The 26,419-nt window shown below is 65.2% G+C and carries 22 protein-coding genes; 15 read left to right on the top strand and 7 right to left on the bottom strand.

What is annotated here, in order from left to right:
• Positions 1-326 precede the first annotated feature (326 nt).
• The 3 genes from mgtA to C4K40_RS21130 all read left to right on the top strand — a co-directional run bounded on the left by mgtA (position 327) and on the right by C4K40_RS21130 (position 4,589).
• Positions 327-3,089, top strand: coding sequence for a magnesium-translocating P-type ATPase (gene mgtA / locus C4K40_RS21140; protein ID WP_053137278.1), 2,763 nt, complete (start codon positions 327-329; stop codon positions 3,087-3,089).
• 98 nt (positions 3,090-3,187) lie between these two features.
• Positions 3,188-3,904: an MgtC/SapB family protein gene (locus C4K40_RS21135; protein WP_053137281.1), complete on the top strand. Its 717-nt coding sequence runs from the start codon at positions 3,188-3,190 to the stop codon at positions 3,902-3,904.
• 328 nt (positions 3,905-4,232) lie between these two features.
• A complete protein-coding gene (locus C4K40_RS21130) occupies positions 4,233-4,589 on the top strand; it encodes a response regulator (protein ID WP_306108869.1) in 357 nt (118 codons plus the stop codon).
• Between the two features lies 1 nt (position 4,590).
• On the opposite strand, the gene C4K40_RS21125 is transcribed toward C4K40_RS21130, so the two are convergent.
• Positions 4,591-5,130: a PaaI family thioesterase gene (locus tag C4K40_RS21125; protein WP_022639818.1), complete on the bottom strand. Its 540-nt coding sequence runs from the start codon at positions 5,128-5,130 to the stop codon at positions 4,591-4,593.
• Between the two features lie 104 nt (positions 5,131-5,234).
• Positions 5,235-6,143, bottom strand: a complete 909-nt coding sequence (locus C4K40_RS21120) for a LysR substrate-binding domain-containing protein (RefSeq protein ID WP_031320202.1) — start codon at positions 6,141-6,143, stop codon at positions 5,235-5,237.
• Between the two features lie 97 nt (positions 6,144-6,240).
• Between C4K40_RS21120 and C4K40_RS21115 the strand changes: the two genes are divergently transcribed.
• The 4 genes from C4K40_RS21115 to C4K40_RS21100 all read left to right on the top strand — a co-directional run bounded on the left by C4K40_RS21115 (position 6,241) and on the right by C4K40_RS21100 (position 10,295).
• Entirely contained in the window at positions 6,241-7,116 is an 876-nt protein-coding gene (locus C4K40_RS21115) for a pirin family protein (RefSeq protein WP_053137284.1), read from the top strand.
• 141 nt (positions 7,117-7,257) lie between these two features.
• Entirely contained in the window at positions 7,258-7,884 is a 627-nt protein-coding gene (gene ycaC / locus C4K40_RS21110) for an isochorismate family cysteine hydrolase YcaC (RefSeq protein ID WP_022639815.1), read from the top strand.
• Positions 7,885-8,149: 265 nt separating this feature from the next.
• A complete protein-coding gene (locus C4K40_RS21105; RefSeq protein WP_053137287.1) occupies positions 8,150-9,592 on the top strand; it encodes a mechanosensitive ion channel family protein in 1,443 nt (480 codons plus the stop codon).
• A gap of 262 nt (positions 9,593-9,854) precedes the next feature.
• On the top strand, positions 9,855-10,295 hold the full coding sequence (locus tag C4K40_RS21100; protein WP_022639813.1) for a carboxymuconolactone decarboxylase family protein: 441 nt from the start codon (positions 9,855-9,857) through the stop codon (positions 10,293-10,295).
• Between the two features lie 11 nt (positions 10,296-10,306).
• Here the strand turns inward: C4K40_RS21100 and C4K40_RS21095 are convergent, their stop codons facing one another.
• Positions 10,307-11,071: a helix-turn-helix transcriptional regulator gene (locus C4K40_RS21095; protein ID WP_053137290.1), complete on the bottom strand. Its 765-nt coding sequence runs from the start codon at positions 11,069-11,071 to the stop codon at positions 10,307-10,309.
• A 97-nt stretch (positions 11,072-11,168) separates the two neighbouring features.
• On the opposite strand from C4K40_RS21095, the gene C4K40_RS21090 reads away from it, so the two are divergent.
• The 6 genes from C4K40_RS21090 (at position 11,169) to C4K40_RS21065 (ending at position 18,473) form a co-directional block, all read left to right on the top strand.
• On the top strand, positions 11,169-12,296 hold the full coding sequence (locus C4K40_RS21090; protein WP_053137293.1) for an MFS transporter: 1,128 nt from the start codon (positions 11,169-11,171) through the stop codon (positions 12,294-12,296).
• A gap of 97 nt (positions 12,297-12,393) precedes the next feature.
• Positions 12,394-13,305 carry a universal stress protein gene (locus tag C4K40_RS21085; RefSeq protein WP_053137296.1) on the top strand — a complete coding sequence of 304 codons (912 nt, stop codon included), beginning with the start codon at positions 12,394-12,396 and terminating at the stop codon, positions 13,303-13,305.
• A 293-nt stretch (positions 13,306-13,598) separates the two neighbouring features.
• On the top strand, positions 13,599-13,982 hold the full coding sequence (locus C4K40_RS21080; RefSeq protein ID WP_053137299.1) for a DUF2946 domain-containing protein: 384 nt from the start codon (positions 13,599-13,601) through the stop codon (positions 13,980-13,982).
• Between the two features lie 118 nt (positions 13,983-14,100).
• Positions 14,101-16,269: a TonB-dependent siderophore receptor gene (locus C4K40_RS21075; protein ID WP_053137302.1), complete on the top strand. Its 2,169-nt coding sequence runs from the start codon at positions 14,101-14,103 to the stop codon at positions 16,267-16,269.
• A 53-nt stretch (positions 16,270-16,322) separates the two neighbouring features.
• Positions 16,323-17,816: a PepSY domain-containing protein gene (locus C4K40_RS21070; protein WP_053137305.1), complete on the top strand. Its 1,494-nt coding sequence runs from the start codon at positions 16,323-16,325 to the stop codon at positions 17,814-17,816.
• 126 nt (positions 17,817-17,942) lie between these two features.
• Positions 17,943-18,473, top strand: coding sequence for a DUF3087 family protein (locus C4K40_RS21065; RefSeq protein ID WP_022639805.1), 531 nt, complete (start codon positions 17,943-17,945; stop codon positions 18,471-18,473).
• A 1-nt stretch (position 18,474) separates the two neighbouring features.
• Here C4K40_RS21065 and C4K40_RS21060 read toward each other — a convergent pair whose 3' ends face one another.
• Entirely contained in the window at positions 18,475-21,105 is a 2,631-nt protein-coding gene (locus tag C4K40_RS21060; protein ID WP_053137308.1) for a patatin-like phospholipase family protein, read from the bottom strand.
• A gap of 313 nt (positions 21,106-21,418) precedes the next feature.
• Here C4K40_RS21060 and C4K40_RS21055 point away from each other — a divergent pair, with 313 nt between their 5' ends.
• Positions 21,419-22,201 carry a sulfite exporter TauE/SafE family protein gene (locus tag C4K40_RS21055; protein ID WP_022639801.1) on the top strand — a complete coding sequence of 261 codons (783 nt, stop codon included), beginning with the start codon at positions 21,419-21,421 and terminating at the stop codon, positions 22,199-22,201.
• A 64-nt stretch (positions 22,202-22,265) separates the two neighbouring features.
• Here C4K40_RS21055 and C4K40_RS21050 read toward each other — a convergent pair whose 3' ends face one another.
• The 3 genes from C4K40_RS21050 to ampC form a co-directional block, all read right to left on the bottom strand.
• Positions 22,266-22,961 (bottom strand): hypothetical protein, encoded by a 696-nt coding sequence (locus C4K40_RS21050; RefSeq protein WP_053137312.1) that lies wholly within the window; start codon positions 22,959-22,961, stop codon positions 22,266-22,268.
• Positions 22,962-23,099: 138 nt separating this feature from the next.
• Complete coding sequence (gene pcsA / locus C4K40_RS21045; RefSeq protein WP_053137528.1) at positions 23,100-23,816, bottom strand: phosphatidylcholine synthase; 717 nt, start codon at positions 23,814-23,816, stop codon at positions 23,100-23,102.
• A 304-nt stretch (positions 23,817-24,120) separates the two neighbouring features.
• Positions 24,121-25,293 (bottom strand): class C beta-lactamase, encoded by a 1,173-nt coding sequence (ampC, locus tag C4K40_RS21040; RefSeq protein WP_053137315.1) that lies wholly within the window; start codon positions 25,291-25,293, stop codon positions 24,121-24,123.
• Positions 25,294-25,520: 227 nt separating this feature from the next.
• Here ampC and C4K40_RS21035 point away from each other — a divergent pair, with 227 nt between their 5' ends.
• The gene (locus C4K40_RS21035) at positions 25,521-26,396 is read left to right on the top strand and encodes a LysR substrate-binding domain-containing protein (protein ID WP_022639802.1); all 876 of its coding nucleotides are present in this window, start codon (positions 25,521-25,523) and stop codon (positions 26,394-26,396) included.
• Positions 26,397-26,419: the final 23 nt, after the last annotated feature.

Raw genomic sequence — 26,419 nt, 5'->3', positions numbered from 1 at the left:
ACTCCGATCGATGCCCGATCCGGCCTGTTGCCGTGTCGCGGCTGGTTCGACGCGCAGGTTCCATGGACCTGCGGGCTGGTCCTGCGTGGGCGTTCGACGCGCCCTGTGGCAGCTCCGGCGGTACCTGCCTGTGGCGTTTCCAGCACCGTCCGTCCAGGGGAACAGCCATGGGATACACCCGTCAGCATCGCCAGCAACATCGCCTATCCCTGATGGGGCGATTGCTTCAGGCGTGAGCCCAATCCTGCCTTGTTCCATCTCCCTGACTGTTTCGTTTCAACGCGGCCGTTTTTATGTCATGCACCGGCCGTGCAGGAGTCATCATCATGAAGCTCACCCTGTTGAAAGAGTTTTTCGCCGGTTTCCTGCGGACCCGGCATTTCGCCCGGCACTTCCGGCGCCTGGCCCTGCTGGAAAGCTTCAGCGACGCCAGCGTCAGTCGCGATGTCCCGCCAACCCTGGCACAAACACTGGTCGCGGCGGCCAACAGCGACGCGACGCATCTGCTGGACCAGCTCGGCAGCCACACCGATGGCTTGAGTACCGAGGAAGCCGAGGCCCTGCGTGAGCGCCACGGCCTCAATGAAGTCGAGCACGAGCAGGCGCTGTCCTGGTGGACCCACCTGTGGCACTGCTACAAGAACCCCTTCAACCTGCTGCTGACCCTGTTGGCGGTGATCTCCTGGCTGACCGAGGACATGAAGGCGGCCACGGTGATCTTTTCCATGGTGGTGCTCTCGACCTTGCTGCGTTTCTGGCAGGAGGCCAAGTCGAACAAGGCCGCCGATGCCCTCAAGGCCATGGTCAGCAACACCGCCACCGTGATGCGGCCGGACTCGCCATCCCTGGCGTCGGCCACGCCTGGGCGCTTGCCGGCAGCCGTCGAGGCCGCAGGCGCGCGGCGCATCGAGCTGCCCATCAAGCAGTTGGTGCCGGGAGACCTGATCGTGCTCTCGGCCGGCGACATGATTCCCGCCGACTGCCGGGTGCTCAGTGCCAAGGACCTGTTCGTCAGCCAGGCGGCCATGACCGGTGAATCCATGCCCGTGGAGAAATTCCCGCGCCAGCAGGATGCCGATACCAGCAACCCCCTGGACCTGGACAACATCCTGTTCATGGGCACCAACGTGGTCTCCGGTTCCGCCACGGCGGTGATCCTGACCACCGGCAACAGCACCTACTTCGGCGCCCTGGCCCAGCGGGTGAGCGCCACCGACCGCGCGCCGACCTCGTTCCAGAACGGGGTCAACAAGGTCAGCTGGCTGTTGATCCGCTTCATGTTCGTCATGGCGCCGCTGGTGTTGTTCATCAACGGCTTCACCAAGGGCGACTGGATGGAGGCGCTGCTGTTCGCCCTGTCCATCGCCGTGGGCCTGACCCCGGAAATGCTGCCGATGATCGTCACCTCGACCCTGGCCAAGGGCGCGGTGTTCCTGTCGCGCAAGAAAGTCATCGTCAAGCGCCTGGATGCGATCCAGAATTTCGGCGCCATGGACGTGCTGTGCACCGACAAGACCGGCACCCTGACCCAGGACAAGATCTTCCTGGCGCGCCACGTGGACGTGTGGGGCGAGGAGTCCGACGACGTGCTGGAGATGGCCTACCTCAACAGCTACTACCAGACCGGACTGAAGAACCTGCTGGACGTGGCGGTGCTCGAGCATGTCGAGATCCAGCGTGAACTGGCCGTCGGCACGGCGTTTCGCAAGATCGATGAAATCCCCTTCGACTTCACCCGCCGGCGGATGTCGGTGGTGGTGGCGGAGCAGGGCCAGCCGCATTTGCTGATCTGCAAGGGGGCGGTGGAGGAAGTGCTGGCGGTATGCCGCAGCGTGCGTCATGGCGAGGCCGAGGAAGTCCTGAGCGATACGCTGCTGGCGCGGATCCGCCGGGTCACTGCCGATCTCAACGAAGAGGGCCTGCGGGTGGTGGCGGTAGCGGCCCGGCCCATGCTCGAAGGACGCGACACCTACAGCCTGGCCGATGAGCGTGAGCTGACCCTGATCGGCTACGTGGCCTTCCTCGATCCACCCAAGGACAGCACCGCGCCGGCGCTCAAGGCCCTGGCCGAGCACGGCGTGGCGGTCAAGGTGCTGACTGGCGACAACGAGCTGGTGACTGCCAAGATCTGCCGTGAAGTGGGCCTGGAGCAACAGGGCCTGTTGATGGGCAACGACATCGAGTGCATGAGCGACGAGCAACTGGCCAAGGCGGTGGAGACCACCAATGTCTTCGCCAAGCTGACCCCGACCCACAAGGAGCGCATCGTCCGCCTGCTCAAGGCCAACGGGCACGTGGTGGGGTTCATGGGCGACGGCATCAACGACGCGCCGGCGTTGCGCACCGCCGACATCGGCATTTCGGTGGACAGTGCGGTGGATATCGCCAAGGAAGCGGCGGACATCATCCTCCTGGAAAAGAGCCTGATGGTGCTGGAGGAGGGCGTGCTGGAAGGACGGCGGACCTTCGCCAACATGCTCAAGTACATCAAGATGACCGCCAGCTCCAACTTCGGCAACGTGTTCTCGGTGCTGGTGGCCAGTGCCTTCATCCCGTTCCTGCCGATGTTGCCGATGCACCTGCTGGTACAGAACCTGTTGTACGACATTTCGCAGATCGCCATTCCCTTCGATAACGTCGACGACGAGATGCTCAAGCAGCCCCAGCGTTGGCAGCCGGCGGATGTCGGACGCTTCATGGTGTTCTTCGGGCCCATCAGCTCGATCTTCGATATCACCACCTTCGCCCTGATGTGGCATGTATTCGGCGCCAGTACTCCAGAGCACCAGACGTTGTTCCAGTCCGGCTGGTTCGTGGTGGGGCTGCTGACCCAGACCCTGATCGTGCACATGATCCGCACGCCGAAGATTCCGTTCCTGCAAAGCCGGGCGGCCATGCCGCTGATGGTCATGACCGGAATCATCATGGCCGTGGGCATCTTCCTGCCGATGGGGCCGCTGGCCCACTACTTCAAGCTGCAGGCCTTGCCACCGCTGTACTTCCTGTACCTGCCGCTGATCCTTGTGGCCTACATGGCCCTGACCCAGGCGGTGAAGGGGTTCTACATCCGGCGCTTCGGCTGGCAGTAACGGGCAGTACTGGCACGCGGCAGGTTTTCAGGGGGGCGCTGCGCTGCCTGTAACCTGCCACTGCTAGCTTGCCGCAGGTCGCCAAGAGGATCTTCGCCATGCAAGCCTTGCACAACGTCAACCTGGACTCGCTGATCGATACCCTGGTCAGCCTTAGCGCAGCGTTCATCCTTGGCGGGCTGATCGGCTTCGAGCGCCAGTTCCGCCAACGCACTGCCGGGCTGCGCACCAACGTGCTGGTGGCGGTAGGGGCGGCGATCTTCGTCGACATGGCCAACCGCCTGGGTGGCGCCGAAGGGGCCGTGCGGGTAGTGGCCTACGTGGTCTCGGGGATCGGTTTCCTCGGCGCCGGGGTGATCATGCGCGAGGAGGGCAATGTGCGAGGGTTGAATACCGCCGCCACCCTCTGGGCCTCGGCGGCGGTGGGGGCCTGCGCGGGTGCCGACCTGATCCTCGAAGCCCTGCTCGGCACCTTGTTCGTGCTGGCGGCCAACACCCTCTTGCGGCCTATCGTCAACAACATCAACCGCCAGCCGCTGGACGTGATCTCCGCGGAGGTCACGAACATCGTCTACGTGATCGCCCATCGTTCCCGGCAGAAAGCCGTGTTCGCCTTGCTGGAGGCCGAGTTGGCGCGCTGCAACCATCCGGCCAGCGACGTCGACGTGCATGCCTTCGGCAGCGAGGAAGTGCAAATCGAGGCGACGCTCGCCAGTACCTCGGTGGACGGTGACGAGCTGGACGCGCTGGTGGCCCGGCTCTCGGGCTCGTCGTTGGTCCAGCAGGCGTTCTGGAGCCCCAGTACCACCGAATGATGGCCAGTCCAGAGCCTTCGAAACAATTACACACAGACGCCTTGCTGCCTTGAGTGTTGATCGCCGCTTAATGTGGTTTGCAGTCTTGCGCGGATCTGACGACGAACTGTCGTCTACTTCATCGGCCCGTGCGCTGTGCCGATGGCAGGACCGAGCTGGAGCGGTTTCAGAACGATCTCATGGCAGGCCCTGGGATGCTTACTCCAGCCTTCTACCGATTCAGGAGGACAAGACCGGTTCCTGTCGGTCGCCACCCAGCAATAGGATCAGAAGAATGTCCAACAGAGCGCTGCGCATACTGATTGCCGACAATCAGCATTTTCAACGGATGCAAATCGAGAGAGCCCTCAACCAGCTGGGTTATTACCGCATCGTTCCCGTACACCGGCTCGAGGAGCTGCTGACCCTGGTGGAGTACTCCAGCGCCCCGTTCGACCTGGCGATCATCAGCGCTACCTTCGATGTCGCGGACGGCTTCGACCTGCTGGCCTTCTGCATGGACAACCGGCAATTGCACCAGGTGCTGATCTACGATTGTCCGGGTTGGCCGGGAATCGCCAGCCACAGGCGCCAGAGCATCCATGTCAGCCAGGCGCAGTTGCCGGACCACGAGGCACTCGGGCAGCTGATGCAGTTGATCGATCCAGCGGATTATCCAGCCCAGGCAGGCCCCTGTCCGCGGTAGCTCAATCCCTGGGCTGGAGGATCATGCAGGTGGTGCTGCCGGTGGCATACAGCCGGCCATCCACGTCATAGATCCGGCCCTCGGCCAGGGCCGTGCTGCGGCCCAGATGCACGATCTTGCCTTCGGCCCGCACCGGGCCACTGTCCCCAGTCAAGGCCCTTACATAACTGATGCGCAGGTCCAGGGTGGTGTAGCCCTGGCCCTGTTGCAGGCGGGTATGGATCGCACAACCCATGCATGAATCCAGCAAGGTGGCGGCGTAGCCTCCATGGACGGTGCCCAGTGGATTGTAGTGGCGGTTATCCGGGGTGCCCTGGAACACGAACAGGCCGTTGTCCCACTCGATAGGTATGAAATCCAGCAGGCTGCCGATGGGCGGTGAAGGCAACTCGCCGTTGCCGATCCCGGCGAAGAACTGTTCCGGCGTGAGGGCGCTGACCTCGGCCAGGGACAGGCTCCCGGGGCCGGCCAGGCGCGCACGCATGGCTTGTTCCTGGGCTTGCCATTGGGCCAGGGTGGCTTCACGGGTTGGGCTGTGCATGGGCTTCTCCTCGGCTGGGCGACAGGGTTCTGGGGAAAATATTATGGCTGGAATATTTTCTTGCCCAGTGCCATACCCGCCATGGATCAGCCGTTTCCCGCGCTTCAGGCCATGTCGCTGTGGCTGAACTCCTCGCCGAGAAAATCGATCAGGCCGCGCACCGAAGGCAGCAGGCCGCGGCGCGAAGGGAAGATGGCATGGACGATCCCGCAACGCGGCGCCCAGCCGGGAACCAGTTCATGCAGGCGCCCGGCCTCCAGGTCCTCGCGCACCACTACTAGGGGCAGGTGGGCGATGCCGATCCCGGCCAGCACCGCATGGCGCAGGGCGATCAAGTCATCGGTGACCAACCGTGGGTGATGGCGGATCAGGGCCTCGGCCTCGTCCGGGCCCTGCAATTGCCATTGGTAGTCCCGTTGCCCCGCGCCCCAGTGCAGGCTCGGCAGGCCGCTGAGGTCGGCCGGCGAGGGCGGGCTCGACAGCCGCTGGAGAAAGTCCGGATGCCCCACCAGGCATTGGGTGCTGTTGCCCAGCACCTTCATCACCAGGTCGGTGCTTTCCAGTGGCGGGAAGCGCACCCGCAGCGCGATGTCGAACCCTTCGTGGATCAAGTCGACCCGGCGGTTGGTGCTCTCGATGAACAATTCCACCAACGGGTACTTGAGCATGAAGCGGGTGAGCATCGGCCCGACCCAGGAGTTGAGCAGGGCGGTGGGGCAAGCCACCCGTACCAGCCCCTGGGGCTCGGAACGATTGCGCTCGATGACTTCCGCCGCGCCTTCGGCCTCGACCCGCATGGCCAGGCAACGCTGGTAGTACTCCTGGCCGATCTCGGTCAGCGAGCAGTGCCGGCTGGTGCGCTGGATCAGGCGTACGCCCAGGCGTTCCTCCAACTGGGCGATGCGCCGGCTGAGCTTGGACTTGGGCATGTCCAGGGCCCTTCCGGCGGCGGCGAAGCCGCGATGTTCCACTACCTGGGTGAAGTAGTAGAGGGTATTGAGGTCTTCCAAGATCGTTCTCCAAATAGAACGCTAAGGGTGATTTTTGCAGTCTAGCGGGTCAAAGGTGTGGGATTTAAGGTGTGTCCATCAGAAAGTTCTGGAGGACCACATGAAAAACATCATCGGTATCTACACCAGCCCCAGGCCCCATTGGGTCGGCGACGGGTTTCCGGTCCGCACCCTGTTTTCCTACGACCAGATGGGCCAGCACATCAGCCCATTCCTGTTGCTCGACCATGCTGGTCCCGCTCAGTTCAGCCCTACCAGCGCCCGGCGCGGGGTCGGCCAGCATCCCCATCGCGGTTTTGAAACCGTCACCATCGTCTACGACGGTGAGGTCGAGCACCGCGACTCCACTGGCAGCGGCGGCAAGATCGGCCCGGGTGACGTGCAGTGGATGACCGCGGCCTCGGGGATCCTCCACGAGGAGTTTCACTCCGCCGATTTCGCCCGCCGTGGCGGCAACCTGGAAATGGTCCAGCTGTGGGTCAACCTGCCGGCCCGGGACAAGCTCGCCGCGCCTGGCTACCAGACCATCCTGGCCAACGACATCCCGCAACTGCCACTGCCGGGCAATGCCGGCAGCCTGCGCCTGATCGCCGGTCAGTTCGGCGGTCGCCAGGGCCCGGCCCGGACCTTCACCGCGATCGACGTCTGGGACCTGCGCCTGCGGGCCGGCAAGCCCCTGGACCTGGAGCTGCAGGCCGGGCGTAACACGGCCTTGGTAGTGTTGCGCGGCACCTTGCAGGTCAATGGCCAGGAGCGGGTGCGCGAAGGCCAGCTGGTATTGCTGGAGCGCGATGGCGACCTGCTCGGCCTGGAGGCCGACAGCGACGCGATCGTGCTGCTGCTCAGCGGCGAGCCCATCGACGAACCCATCGTCGGCCACGGCCCGTTCGTGATGAACAGCGAAGAGGAGATTCACCAGGCCTTCGTCGATTTCCAATCGGGACGCTTCGGCCAGATGGACGCCGCCGGTCACTGACCGGCAGCGCTGGCGCGGCTCGCAGGGCAACTCTTGCGCGTCGCGTGCTGTACCCCGTGACCCACCGTCAAGCACGGATGGGCTCCACGGGTTTAACTCAGGCCGGATTGCCCGGCATCGATCATTAGCGAGGACTTCATCATGACTACTGCTTACAAACGCCTGGACAAGGACAACGCTGCCGTTCTGCTGGTAGACCACCAGGCCGGCTTGCTGTCGCTGGTGCGCGATATCGACCCCGATCGCTTCAAGAACAACGTCCTGGCCCTGGGCGACCTGGCCAAGTACTTCAAGCTGCCGACCATCCTCACCACCAGTTTCGAAACCGGCCCCAATGGTCCGCTGGTGCCCGAACTGAAGACGCTGTTCCCCGATGCGCCGTACATCGCCCGTCCTGGCCAGATCAATGCCTGGGACAACGAGGACTTCGTCAAGGCGGTCAAGGCCACCGGCAAGAAGCAATTGATCATCGCCGGCGTGGTGACCGAAGTCTGCGTGGCCTTCCCGGCGCTCTCGGCCCTGGAAGAGGGGTTCGAGGTGTTCGTGGTCACCGATGCCTCCGGTACCTTCAATGAACTGACCCGCGACTCGGCCTGGAACCGCATGTCCGCCGCCGGCGCCCAACTGATGACCTGGTTCGGCCTGGCCTGCGAGCTGCATCGTGACTGGCGCAACGACATCGAGGGGCTGGGCACCTTGTTCTCCAACCACATCCCTGACTACCGCAACCTGATGACCAGCTACAACACCCTGACCCAGGGCAAGTAAGCCGGTCCTGGTAGCCGCTGCCGAGCCCGTGAGGCTGCGTCCGGGCGCGCAGCACTCGCCAATGCGCGGGGTTCATCGCCCAGGCAAGTTGGGCCGCTCGTGCCGAACCGGGCGCAGCCTGTGGCAGGGGCTATATCCGATAGGCCTGTGAAGCCGCCGTATCCCGGCGGCTGATCTCTTTCCCTCCATGCCCGGCTTTTGCGGCTATACCTGCTGCAAGCCCTTTCGTGCGATCTTGCCGTCCTCGTCTTGCCGGAGCGCCTCGATGTTTTCCCTGTTCACCGACCATCCGTTGTTGGCCGCGTTGTTCCTGCTGTTCCTGGATATCGTGCTCTGGCGGGTGATAGGCGCCCGTGGCGAGTACTGGAAACTGGCGGTGCGGGTGCTGATCTTCTGCCTCTACAGCCTGATGCTGTTCAACCAGGGCATGAACCCCCTGCAAGCTGCGCCCTGGCCGGACGATGTACCGCTGCACCTGGCCGCCACTGGCCTGGAGATCGGTTGGTGGCTGTTCGGCGCGCGGACCCTGACCGTATTGCTGGGCACCCTGATGATGCAGCAGGTCGGTCATACCGGACGGTTGCTGCAGGACTTGATGGGGGCGCTGATCTTCCTGGTCGCCATCATCGCCGCCCTGGCCTATGTGCTGGAACTGCCGGTCAAGGGCGTGCTGGCGACCTCCGGGGCCTTGGCGATCATCGTCGGCCTGGCGTTGCAAAGCACCCTCAGCGACCTGTTTTCCGGGATCGTGCTCAACACCACCAAGCCCTACCAGATCGATGACTGGATCGCCATCGACGGCACCGAGGGACGGGTGTTGGACATCGATTGGCGAGCCACCCGGCTGCAGACCTCCCAGGGCAGCATGGTGGTGATCCCCAACTCCCTGGCCTCCAAGGCCAAGATCACCAACTTCAGCCGGCCCAGCGATGTCCATGGGGTGGCGGTGAGCCTGCAGGTCAGCCCCCATGCCCGGCCGCAGAAGGTCATCGAGGCCCTGGAGCGCGCGACCCTGGGCTGCCGGTTCCTGTTGGCCAGCCCGGCTGCCAGCGTCGCCATGAAAAGCACCAGCAGCACTGGCGCGGAGTACGAGATCAGTGGTTTCGTCGCCAGCATGGGGCAAAAACGCGAAGTGCGTAATCAACTGTTCGACCTGGCGTTCCGTCATCTGCAGGCCAGTGGCGTCAGCCTGTTGTCCAGCAACGAGGCCAGCCAAGCGGCGGGCGCATCCCGGCCCCGGGCGCTGCTGGACACCTCGAGCATCTTTTCCACCTTGCGCCAGGAGGAGAAGGACACCTTCAGCCAGAACATGCAGTTGCAGACCTTCCGTGCCGGCGAGGTCATCCTGCCGGCCGGCGAGGTCAGCGATCATTTGTTCATCATCGAGTCTGGAGTGGTGTCGGTGACCATGCAGCGCGAAGGCCAGCCGTTCGAGGCTGGACGCATGGGGCCGGGCGAGGTGATCGGCGAGGCTGGAGTGGTGTCCGAGGAGGCGACCCTGGCGCAGTTCTCGGCCAAGACCTTCTGCAGCCTGTACCGCATCGACAACGAGTTCCTCAAACCGTGCCTGGATGCCCGCCACGACATCAACGAAGCCATGAAGAACCTGCTGGATTTCCGTCGGCATATGGCCCAGAGCCTGACCCAGTCCCAACCCAAGCCGGTGTTGAAAAAGGGCTTCATGCAATGGCTGCGTAGCCGCACCTGAGCCGCGCCGACAGACCATCCCGCAGCCGTGCCAGTCCCTGTAGCCGTTGCCGAGCTGGCGAGGCTGCGACCGGGTGCGCAGCGCCCGCCGGTACGCGCTCGCAGGCCTATCGCATAAACCGCGCCGACGATGCGGGCTGGCAGGTCATACGGCTACACGAAGCACCAGGCATTGGTCTAGCCAAGTTCCCGGGGATTGGCCATTGGTCGGCACTTGGGGGCGGCGTAACGTGGCGGCATCTTGACTGAACCGGAGCCACCCCATGCAACCACGCCTGGATTTCTATACCGCTTCGCCCAACGCCCTCAAGGCCATGCTCGCCCTGGAGGCCGCGGTTTCACGGCTGCCACTGGAAAAATCCCTGATCGAGTTGGTCAAGCTGCGGGCCTCGCAGGTCAACGGCTGTGCCTTCTGTGTCGACATGCACAGCCTGGATGCCCTCAAGCAAGGGGAGACCGAGCGCCGCTTGTTCGCCGTGGCGGTCTGGCGCGAAAGCCCGTTCTTCACTGCGCGCGAGCGCGCCGCCCTGGCCTGGACCGAAGCCCTGACCCGGCTCAGCGAGACCCAGGCACCGGACGCCGACTACGAGCTGTTGGCCGGTCAGTTCAGCCCCAGCGAATGCGTCGACCTGACCATGGCGATCTCCACCATCAACAGTTGGAACCGCCTGGCGGTGGGTTTTCGCAAGTTGCCCCAGGCCTGAGGCGTCGAGCCTCACTTGAAGTAGGCGCGAGGCGTGGTACCGGTCATGGCCTTGAAGAAGGCGATGAAGATGCTGTCGCTGGCAAAGCCCAGTTCGAAGGCGCTGTAGCTGATGCTGCGACCGGTGGCGAGCAATTCGATGGCCCGCATCAGCCGCCATTGCTGGCGCCACTGCTGGTAGCCCAGGCCAGTCTCGCGCTGGAAAATGCGGCCGATGGTCCGGCTGCTGGCGCCCACCCGGGTCGCCAGCACCTGCAGTTCCGGCGGCAGGCTTTGCAGGTCGTCCAGCAGAGGTCGCAGGCGTTTGTCCCGGGGCAGGGGCAAGGACAGCGGTTGGCGCGCGGCCGTAGCGATTTCCTCGAGACACAGGCCCAGCAGGTGCGGGTAGCGCCCCTGGCTCCAGTCACAATCGAAGGCGGCCTGGGCCATGGGCTCCAGCACCGCATGCAACAGTGGGCTGACCTCGATCACCGCCACCTCCGCTGGCAGCTGCGGGGCCAGTTCGCGGCAGAAGTACAGCGAGCGGTAGTCCACGCTTTGCTGCATCTGGGCGCGATGGCGGACGCCGGAGGGTATCCATGCCGCTCGTGAGGGCGGCAGCAGGCACAGGCGGTCGGCCAGGGTGATGCGCGTGCAGCCCTGGCGGGTGTACAGCAACTGGCCGCGCTGATGCTGGTGCAGGCCGGAGTCATGATCGCCCAGGGTCGCGGCGATGCCGACCACCGGGGTAGTGAAGGCGTCCGGGTCGAAGCGGGCCTGGGGCTCGAGCCATGCCATGGTTGTCTGGTTTCCAATGTTTATTGGCAAGATTTCGATAATACGCCAATGCCGCCTGCTTAGAATCGCCGGCGTGTTTTTCTTGCCGAGCAGCCCGATGAATCCCCGTACCTTATTGCCCCTGGCCATGGTCTTGCTGATGTTTCCGCAGATCGCCCAGACCCTCTACAGCCCGGCCCTGGCCGATGTCGGCCAGGCCTTCGACGTGCCTGCGGAGCAGGCGGCCCAGAGCCTTTCGGTATTCATCCTGGGGTTTGCCCCGGGCGTCGTCTTGTGGGGCCGCCTGAGCGATCGCTGGGGCCGACGCCCAGCCTTGCTGGGCGGCCTGGCCCTGTATGCCCTGGCCCAGTGCCTGGGGCTGCTGGCCAACGACTTCGCTGCCTTCTTGTGTTGCCAGGCCCTGGCCGCCGTGGGCGTGGCGGCTGGCTCGGTAGTGACCCAGACCTTGTTGCGGGACCTGTTCCAGGGGCGTGAACTGGCCCGGGTATTTTCCCTGGTCGGCATGGTGCTGGCGGCCAGCCCGGCCATTGGCCTGTTCGCCGGTTCGGGCGTGACCCAGGCCCTGGGGTATCGCGGGGCTTTGGCGGCCCTGTTGGTACTGGCCCTGATACTGCTGGCCTGTTGTGCCCGGGCGCTGCCGGAAACCCGACCGCCGGCCCAGCCCCTGGCGCCCCTGGCCGGGACCCTGTGGCAGATGCTGCGCGACCCTGGTATCTGGCGCTCGGCGTTGCTGGTGGCGGCGTTCAACATCGCGTTGCTCAGCTACTACAGCCTGGGTCCCTTCCTGTTCCGCCAATTGGGGCAGGGCGAGCAATGGTTCGGCTACAGCGGCGCGTTGCTGGCCCTGGGCTCCGGTTGTGGCGCCTGGTGCAATCGCTGGCTGCTCGGGCGCGGTTGGCAGAGTGCCCGGCTGCTGGTGCTGGCGGCCCTGGCGGTGCTGGCCGGGGGGCTGGGAGTACTGGCTTTGCAACACAGCCTGTGGCTGGTGTTGCCCATGGGCGGTGTGGTGCTGGGTTTCGGCCTGGCGATCCCGAATATCCTCGGTTCGGCCCTGACCGCCTACAGCGACCGGCTGGGCAGTGCCGGGGCCTTGTTCGGCCTGTTCTATTACTTGTTGATCGGTGCCGGATTGCTGCTGGTGGGCTGGGGCCAGGCACTGGGGGCGAGCCTGTGCCTGTGCGGCGCAATGGCCCTGTTGCTGTGCTTGCCGGGCTTGCGCCGCTAGTCTTGATGGAGAAGCGCTGGCGCCGTTGATGCGTATCAAGGCGTTCGTGGCTGCCAGGCTCGACACTCGAGGCCACTGCCCAACAAGGAGGTGCACCATGAGCCAGTACCAGCGTCTGCTGCTGATCGCCGATCCCCAGCAGCACCAGTCACCCGCCGCCCGCCGGGCCGCCGCCCTGGCCCGGGCCAGTGGCGCCAAGCTGCATGCCCTGGTGTTCGTCGAACCGCCAGCGCGCACTTACCTGTGGGAAGAACACCTGGAGGACAGCGAGCGCCAGGCCTATCTGCAACGCCATGAGCGCTGGCTGCAAGTGGAGGCGCAATGGATGCGCGAGCAGGGGGTGGAAGTCAGCACCCAGGTGATCTGGAGCACCCAGGTGCTCAAGGACATGCTGGACTACATCGCCGAGTTCCAGCCTGACCTGCTGATCAAGGACGTGACCCTGGAATCGGCGCTCAAGCGGGTCTTCGTCACACCGCTGGACTGCCACCTGCTGCGCGACGCCCCAGTGCCGGTGCACTTGGTCAACGACGCACCGAACAACCTGCCACGGCGGATCGTCGCGGCGGTGGACCCGGCCCAGTCCGATACCCAGATCAGCGGCCTCAATGCCCAGATCATCCGCACCGCCAATGCCCTGGCCTTGCAGTGCGACGCGCAGTTGCACCTGCTGTATGCCTATGACCTGATGCCGATGCTCGACGGCGTGGCGCCGGTGGCTTCCACGGCCTGGAGCGCCAGTTGCCTGGACGAGTTGCGTGATTCCCTGCACAAGGAGTTCGAGCGCCTGGGAGACGCGCACAACGTGCCCCAGGAGTTTCGCCACTTCATCATGGGGCCACCGGTCCCGGGCATCGCCCAGTTCGTCGACGAGTACCTGGTGGACGCCGTGGTCATGGGCACCGTGCACCGCAGCGGTTTTGGCCGGCTGATCGGCAGCACCACCGAGCGAGCGTTGTATTCGATGCCGGGCAGCATCCTGGCGGTGAAGTCCCAGGACCGCGAATGATCGCCCGCCAGCGCGGTATCCCTGGCTGAGCGCATGATCCGCTCGTGCCGAGTCGTACGCTGCCTGCGGCAGCGGCTACACCAAGCCGTGTCAGCCCTTGTAGCCGCTGCCGAGCGGGCGAGGCTGCGACCGGGTGCGCAGCGCCCACCATCGCAGTGTTTCAGGTTGAACGCGTAAGCCCCGGCGGCTCGTACCGAGCCTGCGGCAGCAGCTACACCCGGCGCAGTGGATGGGGTGACGAAAAATGTAACGGTGATTTTCCACGGCGTTGCCGGCTGTTAACCTTGCGCCCCATGACTCGCACCTCACCCTATCGCCGCTACGTTGCCTGGACGCTGTATTTCTGCGTGCTGTTCAACGTGTTCGTCTGCGGCTTGGGTCATGGCCAGGTGGCCGGGCTGGAGCTTAATGGCGTAGGCGGGCAGTTCTGTTCCGCCCTGGGCAACCAGGGCCTGGCGGTGGACACCGACTTCAGCGACCAGGCAGGTGCCGGCTGGCTCAATACCCTGGTCTGCCCGTTGTGCTCGGCCGTCACCCTGGGCCTGGGGCTGCTGTTCTGCCTGGCCTGGCTGTTGCGTCGCCAGTGCCTGCAACGACCCAAGGTCGCGCAGCATGACAAGGCGCCGCCACGCTATGGCTGGCCGCCCCTCAACCCTCGGGCTCCCCCTCTGAGCTGACCTGGCTCCCCGGCGACCCATCGCGGTCGCCTCATTGCCGTCCCTGGCCTGTTGCCGTGCGCGCGTTCGCGTGGCCACGGGCGGGCGGCATTCGATGGTTTTTTCCGAGTCCGAGACTATGAAGTACCTGTATCGCTCTCCAAGCTGCGCGGCGCTGTGCTGCGCCCTGTCTTTCAATGCCCTGGCCGAGGGCACGCTGGAACTGCCGCAGATGCGCATCAGCGCCGATGAACAGAAGAAGTTCGGCCTGCAACTCGATACCCAGGGCACCACCGGTTCGCGCCTGGGCCTGACCCCCAGGCAGACCCCGGCGTCGATCAGCGTGGTCGAGCGCCAGCAGATCGAGCAGCGCGGTGCTGCCACGACCCAGGATGTACTACTGGGCATGCCGGGCATGAACGCCGCTTCGTCGCCGGGTATCCCGGGATTCGTGTCCTATCGTGGCTTCTCCGGGCCGCAGATTACCCAGTTGTTCAATGGCATCAGCGTGCAGTACGACTCCATCGCCGCGCGGCCGGTGGACAGCTGGATCTACGATCGGGTCGAGGCGGTGGGCGGGCCCTCGAGTTTTCTCTACGGCGCCGGGGCCGTGGGTGGTTCCATCAACTACATCACCAAGCTGGCCTCGCGCAGCGAGTCGTTCAACGAAGGGCGGATCAGCTACGGCTCCTACGACAGCCGCGCCCTGTCCCTGGGTTTCAACCACGCCCTCAACGCCGGACCGGGCCCCCGGCACTACGCGCGCCTGGACTTCAACCACAGCACCAGCAACGGCTACATCGACCGCGAGCAACGCGATGCCTGGACCCTGGCCTTTTCCCTGCTGACGGATATCAACGACCAGCTGTCCCACACCCTGGCCTTCGAATACCAGGACGAGCGTGTCGACAGTCCCTACTGGGGAACCCCGGCCCTGGCGCCGCTGGAGGGCAAGATGCAAGTGCAGCGCAGCCGACGCTTCGAGAACTACAACGTCGACGACGGTCGCTACGAGCAGCGGGTGCGCTGGTTGCGCTCGATCATCGACTACCAGCTCGATGACGCCACCTCGCTGCGCAACACCCTGTACCACTACAACGCCGATCGCGAATACCGCAACGTCGAGAACTACGCCTACAACGCCGACAACTCCCGGGTGATCCGTTCCGGCACCTTGCTCCAGCGCCATGCCCAGGAGCTCAACGGCAATCGCTTCGAACTGCTGCATCAGGGCAATGTGTTCGGCCTGGACAGCCAATGGTCGACGGGCATCGACTACAGCCACAACGTCATGAGCAACTACCCGCTGTCCCTGCCGGGCCCGGGCGACCAGCTCGATCCGGACCGCTTCGAGCCCGGCAGCTTCTGGGACCTGCCCGGAGTGCGCCGCAGCTTCGACAAGAACCGGTGCAACCAGGTGGACACCTGGGCGCTGTTCCTGGAAAACCGCCTGCAACTCAGCGAGCGCCTGTCCTTGCTCAGTGGGCTGCGCCATGACCAGATCGACCTGGAAGTGACCAACTACCGCGCCGTCAACGCGGCCAACCCGGCATTCTTCCAGCGCAAGTACCGGCCCACCACCGGGCGCCTGGGGCTGGTCTACGAGCTGACCCCGACGGCCAATGTCTATGTGCAATACAGCACCGCCGCCGATCCGCCCTCCGGGGTCCTCACCACCGCCAGCTATGGCCAGGTGCGCGACTTCGACCTGAGCACCGGCAACCAGTGGGAAATCGGCAGCAAGTTCGACTTCCTCGAAGGGCGCGGCTCGGCCACCCTGGCGGCCTACCGCATCGAACGCAAGAACCTGTCCACCGCCGACCCGGCCAACCCGGGCAATAGCCAGCCGGTGGGCCAGCAGTCTTCCCGCGGGGTCGAGCTGGCGGCGTCGCTGCGGGTCACGCCCAAGCTTCTGGCCGAGGGCAACTTCGCCTATGTCGATGCGCAGTACGACGAGTTCTATGAAAACGTCGGCGGCCGGTCTGTGTCGCGCAAGGGCAACCGTCCCACGAACATTCCCGAGAAGGTGGCCAACCTGTGGTTGACCTACGACCTGGACTCGTCCTGGCAGGTGGGGGCCGACAGCCGCTATGTGTCGTCGATGTACGCCAACGCGGCCAACACCCGCTATGCCCCGGGCTACGCGATCTTCGGCGCCTTCGTCGGCTATCGGGTCGATGCCGATACCCGGGTCACCGCCCGGGTACGCAACCTCACCGACCGGGTATACGCCCGTAGCACCGCGCCGACCCAACTGTACCTGGGGGCACCGCGGACCTTCGAGCTGGCGCTGCAAACGCGCTTCTGACCTGAACCGGCGGGGCGCCCGAGGGTGCCCCGCGTCGCTGCGAGATCGATGTGATGAAGCGTTACCTGTACCTCTGGCACCGCTGGCTGGGGATCGTCGCCTGCCTGTTCATGGCCCTGTGGTTCATCTCCGGGGCCGTGATGCTGTATGTCGGATATCCCAAGCTGACCCCCGCCGAACACCTGGCTCACCTGCCGCCGCTGGTCCTGGACCAGGAGGGCGCCAGCCTGGAGCGGGTGTTGGCGGCCGCCGACAGCGGGCAAGCGCCGACCAGCCTGCGCCTGCTCACGGTGGCCGGAACCCCGCGTTATGTCCTGGAATATCCCGGAGCGCGCAAGCAGGCGGTGGACGCCCGCAGCGCCCGGCCCATGCCCCCCACCGACTGGCCACAGGCGCTGGCGGCGGCTCGCCAGTTCGCCCCGGGGGTGGCTGCAAGCGAGCGTGGCGTAGTCGCGCAGGATACCTGGAGCCTGTCCCGGGCCCTGGATGGCGACCGGCCGTTGCATCGGGTGGCGTTGGCCGATGCCGAGGACCGGTTGCTGTACGTTTCCGCCAGCACCGGCGAGGTGGTGCGCGATGCCACCGCCAATGAACGGGCCTGGAACTGGATCGGTGCCTGGCTGCATTGGCTGTATGCGTTGCGCGGCATCGGCATCGATGGCGCCTGGGGGCCGATCGTCACCTACCTGTCCCTGGGGGCGACATTGATGGCGGTCTTGGGCCTGGCGGTAGGCCTGTTGCGCTGGCGCTTTGGCCGCACCTATCGCAATGGCTCGCGCTCGCCCTACCAGGGCTTTGCCCGTTGGCATCACCTGGGCGGCTTGCTGTTCGGGGTGCTCGCCATCACCTGGATCTTCAGTGGCTTGATGTCGATGAATCCATGGAAGATCTTCAGCAGCGCCCGGCCGTTGTCGCTGGCGGCGTACCAGGGCGCGGCGCTCGATGCCGCGGCCTTTCCCCTGGATGCGCGCCAGGTCCTGGAGCGCTTTGCCGGCGACGGCCTGCGGGCCCGGGAGCTGGAGTGGCGAATGATTGCCGGCCAGGGCTACGTGATCGGCTACGACGGCGCCGGGCGCACGCGGATCCTGGACATGGCCGCGGACCGGGTGTTGTCGCGGTTCGAGCCCCATACCCTGCAACAGGCGGCCCAGGCCATCAGCCCTGGCCAACCGCTGCAGGTCGAGCAACTGCAGGCCTACGACTTCTACTACTACGCCCGGGAGCCCCAGGCCATGCTCGGCCATCTGCAGCAGCGCTTGCCGGCACTGCGGGTGCGCTTCGACGATCCGGCCCGGACCTGGTTGCATCTGGATCTCTACACCGGCGCCGTGGTGGGCCAGCTGGACCAGCCACGGCGTGCCTCGCGCTGGCTGTTCGCCCTGCTGCACAGTTGGGACTGGCTGCCGCTGCTGGGCAAGCGACCACTGTGGGACCTGTGGATGTTGCTGTTCAGTGCCGGCGGCTTGCTGATCAGCGTCAGCGGTGTGGTGCTGGGCTGGCGGCGCCTGGGGCGCGCATTGCGTCCTCGCCGGCCCCGGGAGCGATAGCGGTGAATACCGACCTGGATCAAGCCGAGGGGATATTTCCGTCCTGTGCGGCGATTTTCGTCACCGCCGTGGCCGCCAGCGGTGATAATGCCCGCCCATTTCCTTGCCAGTGGAGCCCATCGCCCCATGTTCGTCATCACCCCCCAGGACCCTGAGCTCTACCGCCGGCAGACCCGGCGCAGCACCCTGATCATCGCCCTGGTGTTCATTGCCCTGGCCATGCTGTTCTCCAGCGCCGCGGTGGCGCTGTTCGGCCAGGGTGGCGGCGACAACCTGGTCTGGAATGCCACCGGGGTGGGCGTTGGCCTGCTGGTCTGCGCAGCCCTGGTACGTACTGTGTTCTGGCACCAGCCGTGGATGGCGGCGGCGGTCTATGGCTGGCGCCTCAAGCGCAGCCTGATGCGGGTGACCAACGTCATGCACCAGGTCACCGCGGGGGTGGCCGCCCGTGACCCGGCGGCCCTCAAGCTGCTGCGTTTCTATCACCTGGGGCTGGGCCAGATGCACCAGCTCGATGCCAACTCCAGTGCCCATGGGCAGATGCTCGGCGAGGTGGAGCGGCATCTGGCGCTGCTGGCCGAACAGGGCATCGACCCGCAGCAGGAGCGCCTTCAGGCGCAATGGCTGGAAGCGGTCAAGGCGCACCAGCCACGTTGAGCTAGAGCGCTGCTTCACCATCGAGATAGCGCCACAGGGCCTGGGCTATCTCGTTGGTTTGTCCCTCCTGGCCGAACAGCGTCTGGCCGATCTCCAGGCCCAGTTGCCGGTAACTTTCGAACTGCGCTTCGTCGAAGAACTGGTCCACGGTGCTCTGGTTGGGAAAGCCCGGGTTGTTGCGGGCGTAATTGCGCACGTCGGGGGCCAGCCCGGCGATCAGGCGCGGCTTGAGCACCAGGATCCGGCAATGGGGCTGGGCGGCGATGCCGCTCTCGCAGCCAGGCGCATGGGCATGCACATTGAGCAGTAGCGCGCACTGGCGGCTGTCGGCGTCCGGTGGCTGGCGGAACTGCTCCTGGCTGGCGAACACCGTCTTGAGCAGTGGATGCTGGAGCACGCCCGGGTCCTCGCGGATCTCCAGGGCCTGGTCGATACGCGCCAGGCGCACCAGGTTGGCCAGGTCATCGAAGCGGTAGTCCGGATCGCAGCCGCTGTCGCAGGTCACGATCAGTCGTACCTGGCGTTCCTTGCGCAGCAGTTCGTAGGTGGCGGTGTTCTCGAAGTGCCCACCGTCGGACAGGTATTGGTAATCGCGGCGATGCCCGTGGAAACGCGCCGTCAGTTCGTAGAACAGATAAGCCTGGGTGCTGTAGTAGGTCCAGGGCTTGAGATCCTGGCGCACCCAGTGCTGCTGGCCGGGATCGAGGAAGCGGCTGGGCCACCAGATGCCCAGGCGCACGTTGGCCAGGCCCAGTACCAGCGACATGCCCAGGCTGGTGGCTCGCCCCAGCCCGGTACTGAAGGCCGCGCCGGACACGCCGATCCATCCGCCCAGGCTCAAGGGCAGCATGATCTCCGAGGCTGGGGCCTGTTGCAGGTCGCGGCGGTAGGGCTTGCCGTCCAGGGTGTAGCCTTCGGCCGGGCCGTCGCAGGGGGCGCAGCTACCGTCCAGGGCTGGCGCCCAGTTCGGGGCGATGCACAGCGGCTGGCCCTTGCGATCGCGCTGTACCAGCTGTTCGGCGGGGTCCACCGTGAGGTTCATGGTGACATTGATCAGGTGCACCGGTCCGGCGCTTGGCGTGGCGTAGTACTGCTGCAACGACAGGTCGTCGCTGGACATCGGCTCGGCCACGCTCAGGTAGGTCCGGCGTTGCTGCGCCGGGCCGTTGAAACGCCGGCCATTGGAGGCGCCGAGGTAGGCCCGGGTCAGCCGGGCGCTATAGAAGGCCTGTAGCGACGAGGTATTGAGAAAGCCGATGAAGCGGCCGCTGACGCACACCAGCAGCGCCGCCAGCAGGCTCAGTCCCAGCAGGCGCCAGGCCGCCGCCGCGTCGTAGGCCACCCTTCCACCGTCGTGGGCCACCCACTGCACCAGCAGGGCCCAGCCCAGGCACAGCAGGGCCAGCAGCAGGCCGCCGGCGATCAGCGCCAGTACATCCAGCGGCAGCTTGCGCATCCAGCCTGGCAACGGTTTCTCGTCCTTGAGCAGCACCAGCCGCCGCACCAGCCACATCACCAGCACCAGCAGGGCCATGGCGCCCAGGGTCCGGTAGGCCTGCAAGTAGCCGTACAGCAGCTCGGCGCCGCTCACCAGCAGGGCGAGGAAGACCAGCAACGCCACCGCGGCCATGGCCCGGCCCAAGGCCCGGGTGACCTGCACCCGGTAATTGCGCACGCAGTTCTGGCAGGTACTGTCCTTGCCCGGATCGCGGTTGTTGGCCAGGTTGCGCACCAGTTGGCGGGTGATCAGCAGTGCATTGCTGCCCACCAGGGCGGCGGCCAGGGCCAGGACGCCCACGCCATGCCACTGGGCCACGCTATCGGCCAGGCCGCCAGCCAGCCACAGGCCGGCGACCAGCGCCAGCAGGCTGCGGTAGGCCGCGTTGTCCAGGCGCGGCGGCTGGTCCAGGTCGCCCCGGGGAATCACCAGCCAATAAGCCACGGCGCAGGGCAGGGCGAAGAGCAACGCGGCCATCAGCGGCCAGAGCAAGAGGCTGCTTTGGCTCAGCACCTGGAACAGGCTCAGCAAACTGAGCACCAGCACGATCGGCAGGCCGAGCATGGCGTGCAGCGACAACCAGTTGCGCCAAGTCATGGCCAGGGCGTAGAGCATGTCGCCGGCCCCGGTCGGGGTCAGGTAGCGACCGTTTTCCCGCAGCCAGGCCGTAGGCCCCTGGCCGACCGGGCGCTCGGCATAGTCGACGCCGGTGCTGATGCGCCCCGGTGGTTCGAAGCGCAGGGCCTGGTAGGCGTCGCGGGCGGCCTGGCCCACCGGGTCACGGGAGTCCGCAGGGCGCAGGCGGCCGGGCAGGAACAGGCTGGAAAAGAAACTGCCGATGTAACCGCCGCCACTGACCGTGGACAGGTAGTCGAACCGCGACAGCAAGCTACGTTCCTCGGTGTTGGCCGAAGGCTGTTCGGGGTTCGCCTGATGGGCGTCGGGGACCGGTGCCCGGGCCAGCGCCTGCAGGACCCCAAGGCCGAAGGTGGCGCTGCGGATGCCGCCGCCGGACAGCGCCAGGCCCCAGTTTTCCAGGGGTGGCTGCTGCTCCGTGGCGGATTGTTGCAAGCTCAGGCGCCTGAAGCGGATGCGTTGCTGTTCGATCTGGTAGGGAGTGTCGGCGGGTGTCATGGGCCTTCCTTGGATACGCAGGGAGCGCTGCGCCGGGCGCCCCGGCAAGCGCCGAGCAGGATACCGGATGCCAGGGCCCGGGTATGCAGCCGGGCCCTGGGACGCCACACCTGGACCGAGCGTGGCAGCGGGACGACGCAAGGTCCGGTGGTGCGCAGTATGCAAGCGGGGCGGGGTTGGCATGCGCCGGGTGCATGGAAAATTCAAAGGTGGTTATAACGTTAGATTTTATTCATATAAATGGTCATAAGCTTTAGCCGCTATGCTGCCGCCAGTTTTTCACCTGGCCGCATGATCTGTAGGGCTTTATTTGATGGATGTGGGTAATTTCGGTTTTGTCGTCGCAGGCCTGATCGTCGGCTTCATCGTGGGTATGACCGGAGTGGGTGGCGGGTCGTTGATGACCCCGATCCTGCTGTGGTTCGGCATCAATCCGGCCACCGCCGTGGGTACCGACCTGCTGTACGCCGCCATCACCAAGTCCGGTGGGGTGCTGGTGCACCAGAAGAACCGCAATATCGATTGGCGCATCACCGGTTGGCTGACCCTGGGCAGCGTGCCGGCGGTGCTGCTGACCTTGTGGTTCCTGAAGAACCTGCATACCGATCCGCAGTCGCTGAACGCGGTGATCAAGCAAGGCCTGGGCGTGGTCCTGCTGCTGACTGCCCTAGCCATCGTGTTCAAGAAAAAACTCATGGCCTTCGCCCAGCGCCACGGCGGCGACTACCGCCCCAGCGCCGGCGGCCTGAATCTTCTGACCGTGGTCACCGGGTTGATCCTGGGCACCATGGTCGCCCTGACTTCCATCGGCGCCGGGGCCCTGGGCACCGTGGCGCTGTTCCTGCTCTATCCGTTCCTGGCCACCAAGCGCCTGGTGGGCACCGAGATCGCCCACGCCGTGCCCCTGACCCTGGTGGCGGGCCTGGGCCACGCCAGCATGGGCAACATGGACTGGGAGCTCCTGGGGTTCCTGCTGATAGGCTCGCTGCCGGGCATCTGGCTGGGCAGCCACATGACTGGCCGGGTCTCCGACGAACTCCTGCGCCCGTGCCTGGCGGTGATGCTGTTCTCCATCGGCTACAAGCTGGCGTTCTGAGCTTTCGCGCCGGGCCATGGCGGATTTTCGCTCAGGGAAAGAGCGCCATGGCGAGCCATTCCTATCAGGTCAAGATCGCTTCGATCACCAGAACGTTGGCCGATGAAGTACGAACGTTGAACTGGCGCCAGGGGCTGATGGTGGCCCCCGACTCGACCAGAACCTCCTGTTCATTTTCCATTCCTGCTCCGCCTTTGCGATAGATGACCGCTTTTTTGTTGCCATAGGGGGCGTTCAGGATCCATATCGCGGGATCGGGGTTGGCGTTCGGTAGCCGATCGTTATAGGCGTGCCAGGCAGCGATCTGCGGGCAGAGCGAGGTCGATAACGGCCGGTTGGTGACGAAAGATCCGACATCAACTGGCCCGCAGGACCCTCCGTGGAACAGTACCTGGCGCGGAGCCAGGAGTTTGCCGTGGCGCCTGACTTCATCGTTCAGCGTCGCCAAGGGAAACTTGTCCGAGCCTTTTTGATACTGCCGCAGTGGTTCGGAGTCCTTCAGGTAGGGCATTTCCGACTTGGCCTGCCGCAGATGGGGGTGGGCGTTGAGCTGGCGGCGCAGCTCACTGATGATTCCCGAAAGTGAGTAGTTGTGCAGGGTATGGATGACCAGCTCCCGGGCATCGTTGACGGTCTGCTGTTCTCTTAGTGGCCTGGTGGGCCAGCCGTTCTGGAGAGCTGCTTGATGCAAGCTGACTTCCCATGGCGAAGGTGGATCATCGCTGATGGGATAAAGATCGATCAGTGGTAGATGGCTCATGTCTTTCCTGGCTCGGCAGTCGTGGTCGACAGCCTACCGGATACGCATCATGGGCTGAATGGAAGTTGTTGGCGCAGGCACGATCAAAGGAGGCCTTAGCCTCCTTACGGCTCCAAAGCCATCGTTGATGGCGTCGCTTCAAGCCCCCTTGCCCAGCCACTCCTGCGCCGAGCGCCATAGGCAGATCCCGAGGAAGTAGGCCGAAGCGGCCAGCCACAGGCCCATGATCGCCGGGTTGTGCTGCGGGTGGCCGAGGATCAGCAAGGCGCCGCTGAGCAGCCAGACGAAGGTCACGATGATGTTCACCGGCATCCACTTGCGGACCCGGAACGGATGCAGGAACTGCACCCGGGTAGCCGTCAGCAGAGCCAGGACGAAGATGCTCAAGAGGGTGGTCCAGGGGCCCGGCTCGATCAGGTAGAAGCACAGCGCGACTACGTTCCAGGCGGCGGGAAAGCCCTGGAAGTAGTTGTCGTGGCTCTTCATGTTGACGTTGCAGAAACACAAGAGCGACGACAGCAGGATCAGCGAGGTGGCCAGCAAGGCGCTGTATTCCGGCAGCGGAATGTAGCGATAGATGAACAGCGCCGGGATGAACACGTAGGTCAGGTAGTCGATCACCAGGTCCAGCACCGAGCCGTCGATGTTGGGCAGCACCGAACTGGTCTTGACCTTGCGGGCCAGGGAACCGTCGACGCCATCCACCAAGAGCGCCACTCCCAGCCACAGCAGGCAGGCCTTGGGCTGGTTGTCGAACAGCGCCAGGGTCGCCAGCAGGGCGCTGACCACTCCGGTAGCGGTGAAGCCATGGGCGCCCCAGGCTTTGATTCTGGCGATTTGCATTGTCGTGATCACGGGGCGTCTCTCCGGCGGCTTGGATACCTGGCCGGTTGCCTGCAGCACGCTGGCAACCCGGGCCCGGTTGCAGTTATCGACCGGAAAGCGGCGTGGAAGGTTCAGCGTGCAAGCCTGCGCCTGCAAATCTGCGGGTTTGCGGACTCGGTCTTGGTACAGCCGAGCCGCCGTTGGCCAACCTTGCCTGGGTAAACGGTCGAGGGGATTCATTGAGTCTAGGCGCCTTGGCCAAGGCGACAAGCCAGGCGCCACGTAGCCGTTGCCGGCCCGTGGCGCCTGGCTCGAGGGGCGTCGAGGGGCGCCCTTAGCGTGGGCTATCCAGGGCGTCGAGGATCTTGTGGGCGGCCTTGATCCGTTCCTCGTTGGGGTAGTTCTTGTTGGCCAGCAGCACGATGCCCACCTGCTGGCCCGGTACGAACAGGACGTAGGCGCCGAAGCCGTTGGTGGAGCCGGTCTTGTTGTACAGCGCGTCGGCCTTGGGCGGCTGGGCCGGGGTCAGCCATTGCACCGGATGCGGCTCCAGGGCCATCGGTGTCGAGTTGCCGGCCATCAGCCGCGCCAGGGGCACGGGGTAGGCATAACGCTCCCAGCCCAGGCCCTGGGTCATGTCGCCCACCTGGTAGTAGCCGCTTTGGGTACTGGCCAGGGCCTTTTGCAGGGTGCCGTCGAGCTGCCCCGGTTGCAGGTTGTCGGCAACGAACTGCAGCAGGTCCGGGGCACTGGTCTTGACCCCGTAGGCTTCGGCGTCCAGGGGGCCGGGCCCGACGCGTACTGGCCGGTTCTGCTTGTCGTAGCCCTGGGCGTAGTGCTCCAGCTGGTCCTTGGGCACGTGGAGGTAGCTGTGCTTGAGGGCCAGCTTGGGAAACAGCAAGCCTTCCATCAACTGGTCGAATGGCTGGCCCAGGCTACGGGCGGCCAGGTAGCCGAACAGGCCGATGCTGGGGTTGGAATACTGGCGCTGGGTGCCGGGCTCGAAGCGGGGTTTCCAGGTGTTGTAGTAGTCCAGGGTCTTGGCCTCGCCCTGGACTTCATCGGGGAACTGCAGCGGCAGGCCGCCAGCAGTGTAGGTGGCCAGCTGCAACAGGCTGACGCCGTCGAAGACGCTGCCGCGCAGGGCCGGCAAGTACTGGCTGGCGGGGTCTTGCAGGGCCAGCTTGCCGCTGGCCTGGGCATAACCGCCGAGGGTCGCGGTGAAGGTCTTGCTCACCGAACCCACCTCGAACAGGGTGTCATTGTCCACCGGTCGCTGATTGTCCTTGGAAGCGATGCCGTAGTTAAAGTAATGTCGCTGGCCGCCAGCGATGATCGCCACCGCCATGCCGGGGATACCCTGCTGGTGCATCAGGGGGCGGATGGTGGCATCCACCGTGGCTTTCAGCGCGTGCTCGGGGCTGGTTTCGGCCAGGGCGCGGGGCGCGAGGACGAGCAGCGCGCAGGCGCTGATCATGGTCAATCCAGTCAAGGTTGTTTGCCGCATGATTATTGGTTTTCCATGTTTTTTAGTGGTGTTGGCCGCAGGCTTTCAAGCGGCTCTGCGGTTTGCGTGAGCGGTTTGAACGCTCCGCTGCGCAAGGCCCGTGGATCTTTCCTGGCAGGGAAGGACAGCGTGCAGGTCGCACGAGCGACGCCAAATTTAGGCAGTCTGCGGAGGATCGACAAACGACGATATCTCGCGCTAGCCATTAGAAAAACTAAGGCTCTAATATGCTCAGACCTCATCTACCCCTCAATGCCCTGCGCGCCTTCGAGGCTTCCGCGCGTCACTTGAGCTTCACCCGCGCGGCCATCGAGCTGTGCGTGACCCAGGCTGCCGTCAGCCACCAGGTCAAGAGCCTGGAGGCCCAGCTCAACGTCACCCTGTTCAAGCGCCTGCCCCGGGGGCTGATGCTAACCAGCGAGGGCGAGACGCTGCTGCCGGTGCTGCGCGAATGCTTCGACCGCATCGCCCAGACCCTGGGGCGCTTCGATGGCGGCCACTATCGCGAGGTGCTGACGGTGGGGGCGGTGGGCACCTTCGCCGTGGGCTGGTTGTTGCCACGCCTGGGGGATTTCCAGGCGCGCTTTCCCTATATCGATCTACGCCTGAGCACCAACAACAACCGGGTGGACGTGGCCGCCGAGGGCCTGGACTATGCCATCCGCTTCGGCAGCGGGGCCTGGCACGGCACCGAGGCGTTGCAGTTGATGCAAGCGCCGCTGTCGGTGTTGTGCGTGCCGGAGATCGCCCGCCAGTTGCAGGCCCCGGCGGATTTGCTGGGCCAGACCCTGCTGCGTTCCTATCGCACCGATGAATGGCCGCAGTGGTTCGAGGCCGCGGGCCTCGGGAGCAATACGCTGTTGCCGCAAAGCATCGTCTTCGATTCGTCCCTGGGCATGCTCGAAGCGGCCCTGCAAGGCTTGGGCGTGGCCCTGGCGCCGCCGATGATGTTCGAGCGACAACTGGCCAGCGGCGCGATAGAGCAACCCTTTGCGGTGGGCATCGTCACCGGCAGCTACTGGCTGACCCGCCTGCAATCCCGCACGGAAACCGCGGCCATGAGCATCTTCAAGGGCTGGTTGCTGGAGCAGGCTGCCCCCTAGCCGCTGCCGAGCCTGCGAGGCTG

Source organism: Pseudomonas sp. CMR5c, assembly GCF_003850545.1.
GTDB lineage: Bacteria > Pseudomonadota > Gammaproteobacteria > Pseudomonadales > Pseudomonadaceae > Aquipseudomonas > Aquipseudomonas piscis.
This window is presented reverse-complemented; position numbering and strand designations above follow the sequence as displayed.